Source organism: Beutenbergia cavernae DSM 12333, from assembly GCF_000023105.1.
Taxonomy (GTDB): Bacteria; Actinomycetota; Actinomycetes; order Actinomycetales; family Beutenbergiaceae; genus Beutenbergia; species Beutenbergia cavernae.
In genome coordinates, this window is sequence record NC_012669.1 from 3,405,073 (window position 1) to 3,419,681 (window position 14,609).

Consider the following 14,609-nt stretch of genomic DNA (forward strand, 5'->3'; position numbering starts at 1 on the left):
CCCGCGCACCTCGCTGACGGAGCTCAGCCCTGGCCGGTCATGGTGGTGACGTCGAGGGCGGCGTCGAGCTGCTCCTCGGTCACCTCGCCCCGCGCGACGTAGCCGAGGTCGATCGCCGCCTGACGGACGGTCGTCCCCTGTGCCACCGAGTGCTTGGCGATCTTCGCCGCAGCCTCGTAGCCGATGAGCCGGTTGAGCGGCGTGACGATCGACGGCGAGGACTCCGCGAGCTCGAGGCACCGCTCGACGTTCGCGGTGATCCCGTCGATGCACCGGGTCGCCAGCAGCCGCGAGGTGTTCGCGAGGAGGGTGATCGACTCGAGCAGGTTGCGCGCCATGACCGGGAGCATGACGTTGAGCTCGAACGAGCCGGACGCCCCCGCGAACGCGATCGCGGCGTCGTTCCCGATCACCTGGGCGCACACCATGAGCGTGGCCTCGGGGAGCACGGGGTTCACCTTGCCTGGCATGATGGAGGAGCCCGGCTGGAGGTCGGGCAGGGCGATCTCGCCGAGCCCGGCGCGCGGTCCCGAGCCCATCCAGCGCAGGTCGTTGCAGATCTTCACGAGGGAGACGGCGAGCGTGCGCAGCTGGCCCGACGTCTCGACGAACGAGTCCATCGCACCCTGCGCCTCGAAGTGGTCGCTCGCCTCGACGACCGGCAGCCCGGTCTGCTCGGCCACGAGCGCGATCACGCGCTGCGGGAAGCCGGCCGGCGTGTTGATGCCGGTGCCGACGGCGGTCCCGCCGAGCGGGAGCTCCGCGAGCCGGTCGAGCGTGCCGCGCACCCGGGCGATCCCGTGCCGCACCTGGGCGGCGTAGCCGCCGAACTCCTGGCCGAGCGTCACCGGCGTCGCATCCATGAGGTGCGTGCGGCCCGCCTTGACGACGCCGGAGAACTCCGCGGCCTTCGTCTCCAGCGACGCGGCCAGGACCTCGAGGGCCGGCAGGAGCTCGTGCGTGACGGCGCCCAGCGCCGCGACGTGGATCGACGAGGGGAAGACGTCGTTGCTCGACTGCGACGCGTTGACGTGGTCGTTCGGGTGCACGGGGCGGCCGAGCGTGCGGGTCGCGAGTGTCGCGAGCACCTCGTTGGTGTTCATGTTCGACGACGTGCCGGAGCCGGTCTGGAAGACGTCGATCGGGAAGTCCGCGTCGTAGTCACCGGCGACGACGGCGTCGGCAGCGGCGGTGATGGCGGCCGCCACGTCGGCGTCGAGCACCCCGAGCTCGGCGTTGGCCCGCGCCGCGGCCTTCTTGATCTGGGCGAGCGCCGCGATGTGGTGGCGCGCGAGCCGAGTGCCGGAGATGGGGAAGTTCTCGACGGCGCGCTGCGTCTGTGCCGCGTAGGCCGCATCCTTCGGAACCTTGACCTCCCCCATCGTGTCGTGCTCGATGCGGTACTCGGCCTGGTCGGTCATCACTGCTCCGTGGTCGACGGCGAACTCCTGCGTCGGCCAGTATCCCACCGGCAGCAGCCTCCCCAAGACCGCGGGCGGCGTCCCCGGGTCAGGCGCCGGAGCCCTCCTCGAGCCACCGACCCCAGACCGTGGTCTCCTGCCGCTCGTACCCGAGGTGCGGGTACAGCGACTCCGCGGGGTTGCCCGTGCGCACCATGATCTGGACCTTCCTCGCTCCGAGCTCCGCGAGCCACTGCTCCGCGGCTGCCACGAGGGCACGGGCGATGCCCCGGCCCCGCGCGGCCGGCGACGTCGCGAGGTAGTAGATCCACCCGCGGTGGCCGTCGAAACCCGCCATCACCGACCCAACCAGCCCGGCGCCGTCGTCGGCCACGAGGACCGTCGACGTCGGCGATCCGAGGGCGCCCGTGAAGTCCGTGCGCGGGTCGTTCCACGGCCGGGTCAGCCCGGCCGAGCGCCAGAGGGCGACGACGGCGTCCGCCTCCGCCGCGGCGGCGGGCCGGATCGCCGTCCCCGGCGCCGCGCTCACCGCGGGGTGTACGGCGAGACGACGACCTCGACGCGCTGGAACTCCTTGACGTCGGAGTAGCCGGTGGTCGCCATCGCGCGCCGCAGCGCGCCCACGAGGTTGAGCGTGCCGTCGGCGCGCCCACCCGGGCCGTGCAGGATCTCCTCCAGCGTGCCGACCGTGCCGACCCGCACGCGCTCGCCGCGGGGCAGCTCCGGGTGGTGCGCCTCGCTCCCCCAGTGCCAGCCCTTGCCGGGCGCCTCGACGCCGCGCGCCAGCGCCGCACCGAGCATGACGGCGTCGGCGCCGCACGCCACCGCCTTGACGAGGTCGCCGCTGCGACCGACGCCGCCGTCGGCGATCACGTGCACGTACCGGCCACCGGACTCGTCGAGGTAGTCCCGCCGGGCCGCTGCGACGTCGGCGACGGCGCTCGCCATGGGGGCGTGGATGCCGAGGCTCACGCGGGTCGTGTGCGCGGCCCCGCCGCCGAACCCGACGAGGACGCCCGCGGCGCCCGTGCGCATGAGGTGGAGCGCGGCCGTGTACGTGGCTGCGCCGCCGACGATCACCGGGACGTCGAGCTCGTAGATGAAGCGCTTGAGGTTGAGCGGCTCCGCCGCGCTGGAGACGTGCTCGGCGGACACGGTGGTGCCCCTGATGACGAAGAGGTCGACGCCGGCCGCCACCACCGCGCGCCACAGCTGCTGCGTGCGCTGCGGCGAGAGGGCGCCGGCCACCGTCACCCCGCCGCGGCGGATCTCGCCGAGCCGCTCGGTGATGAGCTCGGGGATGACCGGCGCGGCGTAGATCTCCTGCATGCGCCGCGTGGCATCGCCCGCGGGGAGGTTCGCGATCTCCTCGAGGAGGGGCTCCGGGTCCTCGTACCGGGTCCACACACCCTCGAGGTCGAGCACGCCGATGCCGCCGAGCTCACCGAGGCGGATCGCCGTCGCGGGGCTCATGACGGAGTCCATCGGCGCGGCCAGGAGGGGCAGGTCGACGTGGTAGGCATCGATCTGCCAGCCGACGGACACGTCCTCGGGATCGCGGGTGCGACGGCTCGGGACGACGGCGATGTCGTCGAAGGAGTACGCCCGGCGGCCGCGCTTGCCCCGGCCGATCTCGATCTCGTTCGTCACCCGGCAAGGCTATGCCACCCGGGGAGTCGGACGTGCGATGTCGGAGGCCTCTGCGATGCTCGCTCACATGCGCTGGACCGACGGACCGCTCGTGGGCTTCGACACCGAGACCACCGGTGTCGACGTCGCGCACGACCGCATCGTCACCGCGGCCCTCGTGGTGCGGCACGGGCTGCAGGGCCTTCCTCAGGAACGCACGTGGATCATCGATCCCGGCGTCGAGATCCCCGAGGCGGCGAGCGCCATCCACGGCGTCACCACCGAGCACGCTCGCCGGCTCGGCCGTCCGCCGGCGGAGGCGCTGGAGGAGATCGCCGCCGCGCTGGCCGCCGCGATCGCCGACGGCGCGGCCGTCGTCGCGTTCAACGCCTCCTACGACCTGACGATCCTCGAGCACGAGCTCGTCCGCCATCACCTCCCGACGTTGCACGAGCGGCTCGGCCGGCGGCCCGACGCCGTCCTCGACCCCCTGGTGCTCGACAGAGCGCTCGACCGGTTCCGCCCCGGCAAGCGCAAGCTCGTCGATCTCGCGGCGCTCTACGGGGTGAGCACCGGTGAGCTGCACGCGGCGGACGTCGACGTGACGGCGACCCTGGACGTCCTCCGGGCGCTCGTGGGCCGCTTCCCGGAGCTCGCCGAGGTCCCGCTGCCCCAGATGCACGCGCGCCAGATCCGCGCCCACCGTGGCTGGGCGCTCGGGTTCAACCGCTGGCTCCGGGAGCAGGGATTCGACCACCCGGGCGCGGAGACCACCTGGCCGTACCACGACCCGTTCGCACCGCCGTCGGAGGAGATCGAGGCGATCGTCGCCGCGGCTCGCGAGGCGGCGCTCGCGCGCTCGATCGGGCTCACGGCGCCGGCGCCCCGGCGCGCCGAGCCGCCGATGCAGGAGCCGCGGGCGAGCTGAGCGCCGGCTCCCGCTCGGCCGCTGGGAGGCTCGGGCGAGCGGAGCGCAGCCCGGCCCGAAGGCCCGCCCTCAGCGCCGGGTGTAGTTCGGCGAGTCGGCGATCATCTGGACGTCGTGCGGGTGGCTCTCGGTGAGCGAGGCCGACGTGATCCGGACGAAGCGCCCCTTCGACTGCAGCTCGGGGATCGTCCGGGCACCGACGTAGAACATCGACTGGTGCAGGCCGCCGACGAGCTGGTGGGCCACTGCCTGGAGCGTGCCCTTGTACGGCACCTGGCCCTCGATCCCCTCGGGCACGATCATGTCGTCGTCGGTGACCTCAGCCTGGAAGTACCGGTCCTTGGAGTAGGACTTCTTGCCGCGGGAGGACATCGCCCCCATGGAGCCCATGCCGCGATAGGCCTTGTACTGCTTGCCGCTGACGAGGATCGTGTCGCCGGGCGCCTCCTCGGTGCCGGCGAGCATCGAGCCGAGCATGACCGCCTCCGCGCCCGCGACGATCGCCTTGCCGATCTCGCCCGAGTGGCGCATGCCGCCGTCGGCGATCACGGGGACCCCGGCCGCGCGTGCGGACAGGGACGCCTCGTACACGGCGGTGATCTGCGGGACGCCGACGCCGGTGACGACGCGGGTCGTGCAGATCGAGCCCGGGCCCACGCCGACCTTGATGCCGTCGGCGCCGGCGTCGACGAACGACTGCGCCCCCTCGCGCGTCGCGACGTTGCCCCCGATGACCTGGACGTCGCGCGTCGCCGGGTCGCTCTTGAGCCGCTGCACCATCTCGATGAGCATGCGCACGTTGCCGTGCGCCGTGTCGGCCACCAGCACGTCGACGCCGGCCTCGACGAGCGTCGTCGCCCGCTTCCACGCGTCGCCGAAGTAGCCGATCGCCGCCCCGACGAGCAGGCGTCCTTGTCCGTCCTTCGAGGCGTTCGGGAACTGCTCGGACTTGACGAAGTCCTTGACGGTGATGAGGCCGGCGAGCCGACCGCCGTCGTCGACGAGCGGCAGCCGCTCGAGCTTGTGCTTGCGGAGCAGGCCGGTGGCCTCCTCGCGGGTGATGCCCGCCGGGCCGGTGATGAGCGGGGCCGGTGTCATGACCTCGGAGACCTTGGTCCCGGCCCACTCGGCGACCGGTGTGAAGCGCAGGTCGCGGTTGGTGACGATGCCGATGAGGCGACCCTCGGCGTCGAGCACCGGGAAGCCGGAGATGCGGTACTCGCCGGCGAGCGTGTCGAGCTCCTCGAGCGTCGCGTCCGGCCCGATCGTCACCGGGTTGGAGATGATCCCGGTCTGGGTGCGCTTGACCAGGTCGACCTGGTACGCCTGGTCCTCGATCGACAGGTTGCGGTGGAGCACGCCGATGCCGCCCTGCCGCGCCATGGCGATGGCCATGCGCGACTCCGTGACGGTGTCCATCGCGGCGGAGACGAGCGGCACGCGCAGCGAGATCTCCCGCGTCAGGCGCGACGTCGTGTCGATGTCCGACGGCGCCAGGTCCGAGTAGCCGGGGAGCAGCAGGACGTCGTCGTAGGTGAGGCCGGTGAAGCCGAACGGGTCATGGGCGGGGGTGACCGACTCGAGCACGCCCTCAGTCTACGTCGGCTCCGGGTGCCGTCCCGGCGGGGCGGGCGGCACCACCGTCAACGCCGCCGTCGGAGGCGGGGACGCCCGGCCGTTTCGAGGCCTCCGCGCCCCGCTGGGAGGCGACCAGCAGATCGCCGATCTCGTGCACCGCCGCAGCCAGCGTCCGCACGCGGTGGACCCCCGGAAGCCAGATGTCCGGCGATCGCGGACCGACGCAGACCACCTGCGCGAGACCCTCCGCGTGGACGTCGGCCACGAGGCTCTCCGCCCCGGGGGCGCGCCCGAGCACGACGAGCACGTCCGGGTCCGCCGATGCCACGGCGTCGACGGCGCGGCGCGCGCTCTCCTCCGCCCGGTTCGGCCGCAGGATGCGGCAGCGGGCGCCGATCGTCGCCAGGCCGGTGGCGAGCGAGTGTGCCGCGAGGGTGTCCGCGGCGCGGGCGTACAGCAGCACCCGTGGCGCGTCGGACGCGGGTGGGGTGGTGGTGAGCTCGCGCGCGACGGCGAGCACGGCCGCGGCGAGCACGGCCTCGGGCGCACGCCCGGGAGCGTCGGCGCGGTCGCGGCGGGCGAGGATGTCGACCGCGGGTTCGACCAGCTCGGAGAACGCCGCCACCATCCCGTTCGTCCGGGCGGCCCGGAGCAGGACGCGCCGCAACCGCAGCTCGTCCGACTCGATCGCCGCCGCCGCGAGCGAGAGAGGGTCGAGCAGGTCTCCTCCGCTCGGTTGATGCACCAGCGACGACGGCGCGCTCTGCGAGGCGATACGTGCCGCGTCGGCGGGCGCGACGCCGCGCAGCGTCAGCGCGCGCATGGTCTCGAGCCGGGCGACGTCGTCCGGGGTGTACCGCCGGTGGCTGCCCGCCTCCCGGCGGGACGGGCCGAGTCCGTAGCGGCGGTCCCAGGTGCGCAGGGTCGACGCCGCGACGCCGAGCCGAGCCGCGACGGCAGCGACCGTGAGGGGCGCATCCGCCCCGGCAGTGAGGTCTGGCCGCCCGCCTCGCTCGCCCGGGTGCGTCGGTGCCTCCACCGGCTTCACACCGTCTCCGTCCGTGGTGGGCCTGACCGGTTGATTCTGCCCTGTGGGCCGAGCGGTCACCACTCCACGTGCATCACTGCTGAACATCCCGATGCAGAAGTCCTGAACAAGGGGGTTGAACAACTTGTGACGCGTTTGTAGGGTGATCGAACGGATTGGGGCGACCGAAGGAGCTGATCGACCATGGCGGAGCTGTCGCGACTGCCCGGGCCAGTGATGGACCTGTGGGAGTGGCAGTACCAGGGCTCGTGCCGCGAGGCCGAGCCCTCGTTGTTCTTCCACCCCGAGGGCGAGCGAGGCTCTGCACGTCGCCGACGGGACGCCGCCGCCAAGGCGATCTGCGCCGCGTGCCCGGTGCTGCAGCAGTGCCGGGAGCACGCGTTGCGGGTCCGCGAGCCGTACGGGGTCTGGGGCGGCATGAGCGAGGACGAGCGCGTGACGTTCCTCGCCGGCATCGCCGGGGAGATGCCCGCCGCGAGCTGACGAGCCACCCGGCGCGGGCCGAGCACCGCCGTCGACCGAGCAGAGCCGCCGGTCGCGCACCCTCGGGAACGACGAAGCCCCGGTCCTCCGTGGAGGGCCGGGGCTTCGTGCGTGAGACTGCGCCTCAGTGCGTGCGCGTCACTTCTGGACGACGGCGAGGACGTCGCGCGCCGACAGGATGAGGTACTCCTGACCGGCGTACTTCACCTCGGTGCCGCCGTACTTGCTGTAGATGACGACGTCGCCGACCGCGACGTCGACCGGGACCCGGTTGCCGTTGTCGTCGACACGGCCGGGGCCGATCGCCAGGACCTCGCCCTCCTGGGGCTTCTCCTTGGCGGTGTCAGGGATGACCAGGCCGGATGCCGTGGTCTGCTCGGCCTCGAGCGTCTTGACGACGATCCGGTCCTCGAGCGGCTTGATGGAGACCGACACTGCGGACCTCCCCTTCGCATGAGTCAGAGGTGGACTAGGTGGGGCCACATCGCATCCACACCACCACCCGCCGTCGCGGGGGTCGGGCGGTCCGCGGATCCGTTGCGACCGGTGCCGGGCGAGCCCGGCTCCGCGACAAATCTAGGCATCCGATTAGCACTCGGTCAAGGCGAGTGCCAACGAGCTCGTCGTCAGCCGCCGGCGAGCTGGACCCAACCGCACGGCCACAGCCGCTGCTGGTCGGAACCCGGGACGCCGTCGACCGCGTAGCCCACCTGGTTCCAGCCGTCCCGCTCGATCGCCGCGCCTCCGGACGGTTCCGCGCCGAGCACCACCAGGCCCGTGAGCTCGCCGGCCTCCGCGGCGAGCGCACCGCCGGGCACGGCGGCCACGCCGTCCGGCGCCTGCTCCCCCGCCGCGGCGTCGCGCATGATCTCCGACGCCGGGAACCCGCACACGCCACCCCACCCACCGGGGCCGTCGATCCGCACGGGGACACCCTCGGCGATGCCCACGACCCGCGAGCGGTCGAGAGAGCCGGGATCCTCACAGTTCAGGACGTTCCAGCTCTCGGTGAGGGACTCGGCGATCGAGAACCCGCCGTTGGCGGGCGCGACCGAGCTCACGGCGTCGTGGCACATGCCTGCCTGGGCGACGACGTCCACGAGCTGGACCGCCTGCTCAGCCTCGGCGTCCCACTCCCACGCGTACCACTGGGTCGCCGTCTCGTTGCCCATCATGATGAAGAGGGAGGCGAGGGCGTCCTCGTCGCCGTCGCCGTCCGCGTCCGCGTAGACGACCTCGCGCGCCTCGTAGCTCCAGCCCTCGACCGTGCCGGCGCCGTCGGCGAGCGCGACCTCCGCGGGAGGGTTCAGCGGCCAGGCGAGCGGCGACTGATCGAGCGACCACGTCGTGTTCGCCAGGTCCGCGTCGCGGATCGCGCCGGGGTCGGCCGTGGGCTCCGGGCTGGGCGTGGGAGTGGGCGAGGACGACGACGGCGGCTCGGTGGCCTCCGGATCGTCGCCTCCGGAGCATGCGGCGAGCGAGCCGAGCAGCGTCGCGGCGGCGACGAGCGCCGTCGTCCGGGCGCGGAGACGAGTGGACGGTCGTCGTCCCATGCGGGAGTCCCCCTGGCGTGTCGTCCCGACCGGTCGGTGCCGGCCTCGTCCCACACAGCCTGCCACGAACGGCCTGCCGATCCGGGACGGCCGTCGGCCTGGCAGGATCGAGGCGTGGATCCGGAGTCGTTCGCCCAGCTGCTCACCCCGCCGGGGTGGGCGCTGCTCGACGGCCTCCCCCCGTACGACGAGGGGACGGCCATGCACCTCGGTGAGGCCCTCCGCGCGCAAGGGCTCGACCCCGGGCTCGTCGCCGCGGCGCTCACGCAGTCGCGGCTGCGCGCCAGGGCGACGAGCAAGTTCGGGGAGTTCGCGTCGTCGATGCTCTTCACGCCGGACGGCCTCGAGCAGGCGACGCGGCTGTCCGTGGCGGTGCGGCACGCGCGGCGGTACCTCGACGCCGGACTGTCGTACGTCGCCGACCTGGGCTGCGGGATCGGGGGCGACGCGATGGCACTCGCCGGGCTCGAGCTCCGCGTGCTCGCCGTCGAGGCCGACGAGATGACGGCGGCGATCGCCACGGTGAACCTGCGGCAGCTCCCGGAGGCCGAGGTGCGTCACGGCGACGCGTTCGAGGCGGACCTCTCGGGCGTCGACGGCATCTGGGCCGACCCCGCCCGGCGCACCTCCGCCGGCGCGCGGCTGCGGGATCTCCGCTCCTACTCGCCGTCGGTCGAACGCCTGCTCGCCCTGCGCGAGAGCGTGCCGGCGCTCGGCCTCAAGCTCGGCCCCGCGATCGCTCACGGCGACGTCCCGGACGACGCCCACGCCCAGTGGGTCAGCGTCGACGGCACCGTGCTGGAGGCCGACCTGTGGTTCGGTCCGCTCGCCCCTGAGGGGCCCGGGCGCAGCGCGCTCGTGGTGACCGGCGACGACGCGGCCGTCCTCGCCCAGGAGGGGACGCCGTCGTCGCCGGTCGTCACGGCGCCGAGCGGGCCGGTCGCCGAGTACCTCTACGAGCCGGACGGCGCCGTGATCCGTGCGGGCCTCGTCGCCGACCTCGCGCGCGACCTGGACGGGCACCTCCTCGACCCGCGGATCGCCTACGTGACGACGTCGCTGGCCCACCCGACGCCGTTCGCGCACGGCTTCCGGGTGCTCGACGAGTTCGCGTTCTCGCTCAAGCGGCTGCGGGCCTACCTGCGGGAGCGCGACGTCGGCACGCTGGAGATCAAGAAGCGTGGCACGGCCGTCGTCCCCGAACAGCTGCGCTCCCAGCTGCAGCTGCGCGGACGCGCCTCCGCGACGGTGGCTCTCACGCGGATCGGCGGCGCGCCGCGTGTCCTCGTGCTCGAACGACTCGGCCGGGACGGCTGATGGCCGCCCGCCGCGAGCTGGAGTTCGCGCACTCGGAGCGCTCGAGCGTCGGGATCGAGTGGGAGCTCGCGCTCGTCGACGCCGACTCGGGCGACCTGCGGCAGGTCGCCCAGACCGTGCTCGACGCCGTCCGGCCCGACGGCGCGGAGGAGCACCCGCTGATCAAGCAAGAGCTGCTGCTCAACACCGTCGAGGTGGTGTCCGGCGTCCAGCGCACGGTGGCGGACGCGGGCCGCGACCTCGAGCGCGCGATCGACGCGATCCGCGAGGTCACCGACCCCCTCCGTGTCGAGCTCATGTGCGCCGGCAGCCACCCGTTCGCCCGGTGGACCCAGCAGAAGGTCACGAACAAGGAGCGGTACGCGACGCTCATCGACCGGACGCAGTGGTGGGGCCGCCAGATGCTCATCTACGGCGTCCACACGCACGTCGGCATCGAGGACCGCTCCAAGGTGCTGCCGATCGCCCGCGCGATGCTCACGGTGGCGCCGCACCTGCAGTCCCTGTCGGCGTCGTCGCCGTTCTGGGGCGGGAAGGACACCGGGTACGCGTCGAACCGGGCACTGATGTTCCAGCAGCTGCCGACGGCGGGCCTGCCGTTCGCGTTCACCGAGTGGGCCGAGCTCGAGCAGTACGTGGGCGACATGCTGCACACGGGCGTGATCGACGACGTCACCGAGATCCGGTGGGACATCCGGCCGTCGCCGCGGCTCGGCACGCTCGAGGTGCGGGTGTGCGACGGGACCCCGACCCTCGGCGAGCTGCTGGCCCTGTCGGCGTTCACGCACTGCCTCGTGGAGCACTTCTCCTCGATGCTCGACGCCGGGGAGCAGCTCCCCGCGATGCCTCCGTGGTTCGTGCAGGAGAACAAGTGGCGCTCCGCGCGCTACGGCATGGACGCGATCCTCATCCTCGACGCCGACGGCGACGAGCGGCTCGTGACCGACTCCGTGCACGACTGGCTCCAGGTGCTGGAACCCGTCGCGGAGCGCCTGGGGTGCTCCGCCGAGCTCGACGACGTCCGCGCCATCCTCCGCGACGGCGCCTCCTACCAGCGCCAGCGGGCCGCGGCGGAGCGGGCTGGCGGCGAGCTGGACGCCGTCGTCGACCTCCTCGTGCGGGAGATGCGGGCCGGGCGGCCGGCGCCCGGCACTCGGACGTCCTGACGCCGGGGCTTCCACGCCCGCACGCGCGCCCTCGGCCACGCGGCCAGGCGCTACCCGTAGCGCTCGAGGAGCTCCGCCCCGAGGCGGGCGAGCTCCGCGCGCACCTCCTCGGGTTCGACGACGTCGACCGCCCCACCGAACCCGGCGAGCTCCTGGGCCACCCCGACCGGGAGGTGTGCGGCGACCCGGACACGGACCCGCCCGCCGTCGAGCTCCTCCAGCTGTTCGCAGTGCCGGCCGAAGCGGTCCCGCAGCACCGGCAGCAACCGCGCGTCGGTGAGGACCGTCGCGGGGACGAGGGAGCGGCGCTCCTCCATCTCGGCCACGACGCTCTCCCAGACCCGCTCCAGCTCGAGCTCCGCCGGGCGCTCCGCCGCCTCCTCGCTCAGCGTCACGCCGGCGATCCGGTCGACGCGGAACGTCCGCCGACCCTTGTCCGTGCCGGCCACGAGGTACCAGACGTCGTCCTTGTCGACGAGGCCCCAGGGGTCGACCAGCCGCCGGCTGCGCCCGCGCCCGGGGCTGACGTAGTCCAGCGTGACCTTGCGCCGTCGGACGACGGCGTCCTGGAGCGTGTCGACGAGCGGCGGGCGGGTGCGGCTGCGCTCTCCCCACCCCGCGGTGTCGACGACGACGGCGGCCGCGGCCGCTTCGGCGTCGGCCCGGAACGGTGCGGGCAGCGCCCCCACGAGCTTGCGCAGGGCCGACCGCGCACCCGGGTCGCGGGACGCCGCCGGGCCCGCGAGCAAGAAGAGCGCCCGCGCCTCGGACGACGTCAGTCCCGTGAGGTCCGTGCGCGCCCCGCCCACGAGCTGCCACCCGCCGCCACGACCCGGTTGCGGGTAGACGGGAACTCCCGCTGTCGACAGCGCCTCGAGGTCGCGGCGAGCGGTGGCCACCGACACCTCGAGCTCGTCGGCCAGCTGGGCGGCCGTGATCCGCCCCCGGGTCTGCATGAGCAGGAGGGCGGCGACGAGACGGTCGGCGCGCATGCCGACGATCCTCGCAGGAAACGTGCTCACTTGGTGAGCACTTATCGGGCGCAGGATGGACATGTTCAGCAGCGGCCCGCCGAGTCACGCGGCCGCCCGACCCGAGGAGAACCGATGTTCCGAGGATTCGCCACCATGAGCTTCTACGCCGACGACCTCGCCGCCGCGCGCGACTGGTACGCCGAGCTGTTCGGCGTCGAGGCGTACTACGCGTTCCCGCCGGCCCCCCAGGCGCCGGCGTACGTCGAGTTCCGCATCGGCGACGACGCCGACGAGCTCGGGATCATCGACCGCCGGTACGCCCCCGCCGCCGCGCCCCGCGAACCCGGCGGCGCCGTCATGCACTGGCACGTCGACGATCTCGAGGGCACGCATCGCCGGCTGCTCGCGATGGGCGCGACGGAGTACCAGCCGATCACGGAGCAGGGCGGCGGCAGCGGGTTCGTGACGGCGGCGGTCGTCGATCCGTTCGGGAACGTGCTCGGCATCATGCACAACCCGCACTACCTCGAGATGCTCGAGGCGCGGGGCACGGTGGACGGCGTCAGCTGATCCCGAGGAAGTCCCGGACCGCCTCGACGCCGTGCAGCCGCACGTCGTCGAGGCGCACGCCGGCACCCGACTCCCAGTCCGTGCGGTCCAGCCGGTAGTTCTGGTGCTCCGCGGGGCTGCCCTCGCGGGCGTCGACGACGCGTCCGTTCTCGCGGTACCCGATCTTGCGGCTGACGGCGTTCGACGGCGCGTTGTCGGCGAACGCGGCGGTCGTCGCGATCTCGGCGCCGAGTCCGTCGAACGCGAGGTGCAGCACGAGGGCGCGCATGCGGGTGCCGATCCCGCGGCCGTGGACACGGCGGCCGAGCCACGACCCGGTGCCGACGGTGCGCGTGATCGGGAAGTCGCGGGCGCCGATGTCCTGCAGGCCGACAGGCTCTCCGCCGACGAGCACCGCGAAGTGGAAGCTCCACTCGTCCGGCGTCATCGCAGGGCGGCGCGACCAGTTGAACGTCAGCACGCTGCGCGCGACCTCGTCCGGCGTCCCGCGCGTCCACGGGACGTTGAACGGCATCCTCTCGGGTGCGTGCACCCCGCCCTCGCCAGCCAGCCGAGCGAGCGCCACGAGCAGGTCGTCGGAGGCGAAGCGCAGCTCCAGGTCGCCCGAGACGGCGCGCACGCCAGTCGGCGGCCAGAGGTCGACGAGATCGGCGGGCGGGAGCGGGAAGGTCATCGCGGGAGCCTCGCGGGAGGTGGCGAGCGCCGTCAAGCGCGATTCCGGTCGCTCGGATCGCGCCGTCGTCGCCGCCTCGCACCGGCGGGCGTTTCGGCGTGACCCGCTACTTGTCTATACCGGATAGTAGGTCTAGCATGGCACCGTGACCAGGCCGTCCCTCGACCCAGGCGGGCAGCACCACGAGCCCCTCCGGGACACGCAGCTCCTCAAGGGGGTGCTGCCGATGCTCGTGCTGGCGCTGCTCGCCCACTCCGAGTCGTACGGGTACGCGCTCGTGATGCGCCTGCGCGACGCCGGGCTGACCGACATCGCGACGGGCACCGTGTACCCGGTGCTCACCCGCCTCGAGCGCGAGGGGAGCCTGAGCGCGCGGCTCGTGCCGTCGTCGAGCGGTCCGGCCCGGAAGTACTACGCGCCCACCCCCGCCGGGCTGGCTGCCATGGCAGCGCAGCGCACGCAGTGGGACCGCCTGAGCGGCGTCGTCGACGCGGCCGTCCCACGCCCGGCCGGCACCGACCCGGCACCGTCGTCCACCCGCACGGAGGAGTCATGACCCAGTCCACGGTTCCCGCGCCGACGGCCCAGCCGCGGCTCCCCGCACGCGAACGCGCCCGCCGCGAGTGGTACCTCGCCCGACTCGAGCTCTGGCTCGACGCCTACCCCGGGCGGCGCCGGCGCGCGGTCCTCACCGAGCTCCGCGTCGCGATCGACGACGACGCCGCGCGCCGCGGCATGCGGGTGGCGCTGCGGGCGCTCGGGTCCCCCCGCCAGCTCGCGCGCGACTACCTCGAGGCCGAGCCCGGCGACCACCCCCGCTGGAGCCTCGGCGGCGCTGCCGCGCTGGGCGTGCTCCTGGCGTGGTTCATCGCGACGTGCCTGTACGCGCTCGGGATGTTCGGCGCGCTGGAGAGCGTCGGCGGCGGGGTCGCGGAGGCGGGTTTCCTCGGTGTCGGACTGGAGGTCGTGCTGGCACCCGGTGAGCTCGGGGTCGCCTTCACGTACGGGACCTGGATCCCGCTCGCCGTCCTCGCGGCGGTGCTCGTCGTCGTCGCGCAGCCGTGGCGGACGTGGACGTCTCGGGCCGAGCGGCGACGTCGCTCGGCCCTCGGATGAGGCTCGGCGCTCGGACGAGGCGGAGTTCTCACAGCCGGGTCGGGCCGGCTGAGCGAACTCGTTAACCGGACCGACGTCGTGCCCGACACGTGAGGGAAACGAGCGGCTCCTAGCGTCGGCGGCTACCGGCACGCGCCGTCGTCCGCTCCCCGA

Annotated in this window: 16 protein-coding genes; 7 read left to right on the plus strand and 9 right to left on the minus strand. The window is 73.5% G+C overall.

What is annotated here, in order from left to right; all coding sequences use genetic code 11:
* Positions 1–23 precede the first annotated feature (23 nt).
* From BCAV_RS15370 to BCAV_RS15380, 3 genes are all read right to left on the minus strand, one after another.
* A complete protein-coding gene (locus tag BCAV_RS15370) occupies positions 24–1,421 on the minus strand; it encodes a class II fumarate hydratase (protein ID WP_015883535.1) in 1,398 nt (465 codons plus the stop codon).
* Positions 1,422–1,509: 88 nt separating this feature from the next.
* Positions 1,510–1,950, minus strand: coding sequence for a GNAT family acetyltransferase (locus BCAV_RS15375; protein WP_015883536.1), 441 nt, complete (start codon positions 1,948–1,950; stop codon positions 1,510–1,512).
* Positions 1,947–3,071 carry a GuaB3 family IMP dehydrogenase-related protein gene (locus tag BCAV_RS15380; protein ID WP_015883537.1) on the minus strand — a complete coding sequence of 375 codons (1,125 nt, stop codon included), beginning with the start codon at positions 3,069–3,071 and terminating at the stop codon, positions 1,947–1,949. Before BCAV_RS15380 ends, BCAV_RS15375 begins: the two co-directional genes overlap by 4 nt.
* Before the next feature lie 67 nt (positions 3,072–3,138).
* Between BCAV_RS15380 and BCAV_RS15385 the strand changes: the two genes are divergently transcribed.
* Positions 3,139–3,978, plus strand: coding sequence for an exonuclease domain-containing protein (locus tag BCAV_RS15385; protein ID WP_144016796.1), 840 nt, complete (start codon positions 3,139–3,141; stop codon positions 3,976–3,978).
* A 69-nt stretch (positions 3,979–4,047) separates the two neighbouring features.
* Here BCAV_RS15385 and guaB read toward each other — a convergent pair whose 3' ends face one another.
* Positions 4,048–5,565 carry an IMP dehydrogenase gene (guaB, locus tag BCAV_RS15390; RefSeq protein WP_015883539.1) on the minus strand — a complete coding sequence of 506 codons (1,518 nt, stop codon included), beginning with the start codon at positions 5,563–5,565 and terminating at the stop codon, positions 4,048–4,050.
* Between the two features lie 4 nt (positions 5,566–5,569).
* Positions 5,570–6,604, minus strand: a complete 1,035-nt coding sequence (locus BCAV_RS23225; protein ID WP_015883540.1) for a MerR family transcriptional regulator — start codon at positions 6,602–6,604, stop codon at positions 5,570–5,572.
* Positions 6,605–6,787: 183 nt separating this feature from the next.
* Between BCAV_RS23225 and BCAV_RS15400 the strand changes: the two genes are divergently transcribed.
* Positions 6,788–7,087: a WhiB family transcriptional regulator gene (locus BCAV_RS15400; protein ID WP_015883541.1), complete on the plus strand. Its 300-nt coding sequence runs from the start codon at positions 6,788–6,790 to the stop codon at positions 7,085–7,087.
* A 138-nt stretch (positions 7,088–7,225) separates the two neighbouring features.
* Here the strand turns inward: BCAV_RS15400 and groES are convergent, their stop codons facing one another.
* Both groES and BCAV_RS23000 read right to left on the minus strand, forming a co-directional pair.
* Entirely contained in the window at positions 7,226–7,522 is a 297-nt protein-coding gene (gene groES, locus BCAV_RS15405) for a co-chaperone GroES (protein ID WP_015883542.1), read from the minus strand.
* Between the two features lie 191 nt (positions 7,523–7,713).
* Entirely contained in the window at positions 7,714–8,640 is a 927-nt protein-coding gene (locus tag BCAV_RS23000) for a hypothetical protein (RefSeq protein ID WP_015883543.1), read from the minus strand.
* Between the two features lie 114 nt (positions 8,641–8,754).
* On the opposite strand from BCAV_RS23000, the gene BCAV_RS15415 reads away from it, so the two are divergent.
* Together BCAV_RS15415 and BCAV_RS15420 are read left to right on the plus strand one after the other, a co-directional pair.
* Positions 8,755–9,957, plus strand: a complete 1,203-nt coding sequence (locus tag BCAV_RS15415) for a class I SAM-dependent methyltransferase (RefSeq protein ID WP_015883544.1) — start codon at positions 8,755–8,757, stop codon at positions 9,955–9,957.
* Positions 9,957–11,123 (plus strand): glutamate--cysteine ligase, encoded by a 1,167-nt coding sequence (locus tag BCAV_RS15420; protein WP_015883545.1) that lies wholly within the window; start codon positions 9,957–9,959, stop codon positions 11,121–11,123. Before BCAV_RS15415 ends, BCAV_RS15420 begins: the two co-directional genes overlap by 1 nt.
* 50 nt (positions 11,124–11,173) lie before the next feature.
* Here BCAV_RS15420 and BCAV_RS15425 read toward each other — a convergent pair whose 3' ends face one another.
* Positions 11,174–12,115 (minus strand): helix-turn-helix transcriptional regulator, encoded by a 942-nt coding sequence (locus BCAV_RS15425; protein WP_015883546.1) that lies wholly within the window; start codon positions 12,113–12,115, stop codon positions 11,174–11,176.
* Positions 12,116–12,250: 135 nt separating this feature from the next.
* Here BCAV_RS15425 and BCAV_RS15430 point away from each other — a divergent pair, with 135 nt between their 5' ends.
* Positions 12,251–12,667 (plus strand): VOC family protein, encoded by a 417-nt coding sequence (locus tag BCAV_RS15430; protein WP_245528868.1) that lies wholly within the window; start codon positions 12,251–12,253, stop codon positions 12,665–12,667.
* Here BCAV_RS15430 and BCAV_RS15435 read toward each other — a convergent pair.
* Positions 12,660–13,340 carry a GNAT family N-acetyltransferase gene (locus tag BCAV_RS15435; RefSeq protein ID WP_015883548.1) on the minus strand — a complete coding sequence of 227 codons (681 nt, stop codon included), beginning with the start codon at positions 13,338–13,340 and terminating at the stop codon, positions 12,660–12,662. The genes BCAV_RS15430 and BCAV_RS15435 overlap by 8 nt on opposite strands.
* Before the next feature lie 145 nt (positions 13,341–13,485).
* Here BCAV_RS15435 and BCAV_RS15440 point away from each other — a divergent pair, with 145 nt between their 5' ends.
* Together BCAV_RS15440 and BCAV_RS15445 are read left to right on the plus strand one after the other, a co-directional pair.
* Positions 13,486–13,896, plus strand: coding sequence for a PadR family transcriptional regulator (locus BCAV_RS15440; protein ID WP_015883549.1), 411 nt, complete (start codon positions 13,486–13,488; stop codon positions 13,894–13,896).
* Positions 13,893–14,456: an HAAS signaling domain-containing protein gene (locus BCAV_RS15445; protein ID WP_015883550.1), complete on the plus strand. Its 564-nt coding sequence runs from the start codon at positions 13,893–13,895 to the stop codon at positions 14,454–14,456. Before BCAV_RS15440 ends, BCAV_RS15445 begins: the two co-directional genes overlap by 4 nt.
* The last annotated feature ends 153 nt before the right edge of the window (positions 14,457–14,609 follow it).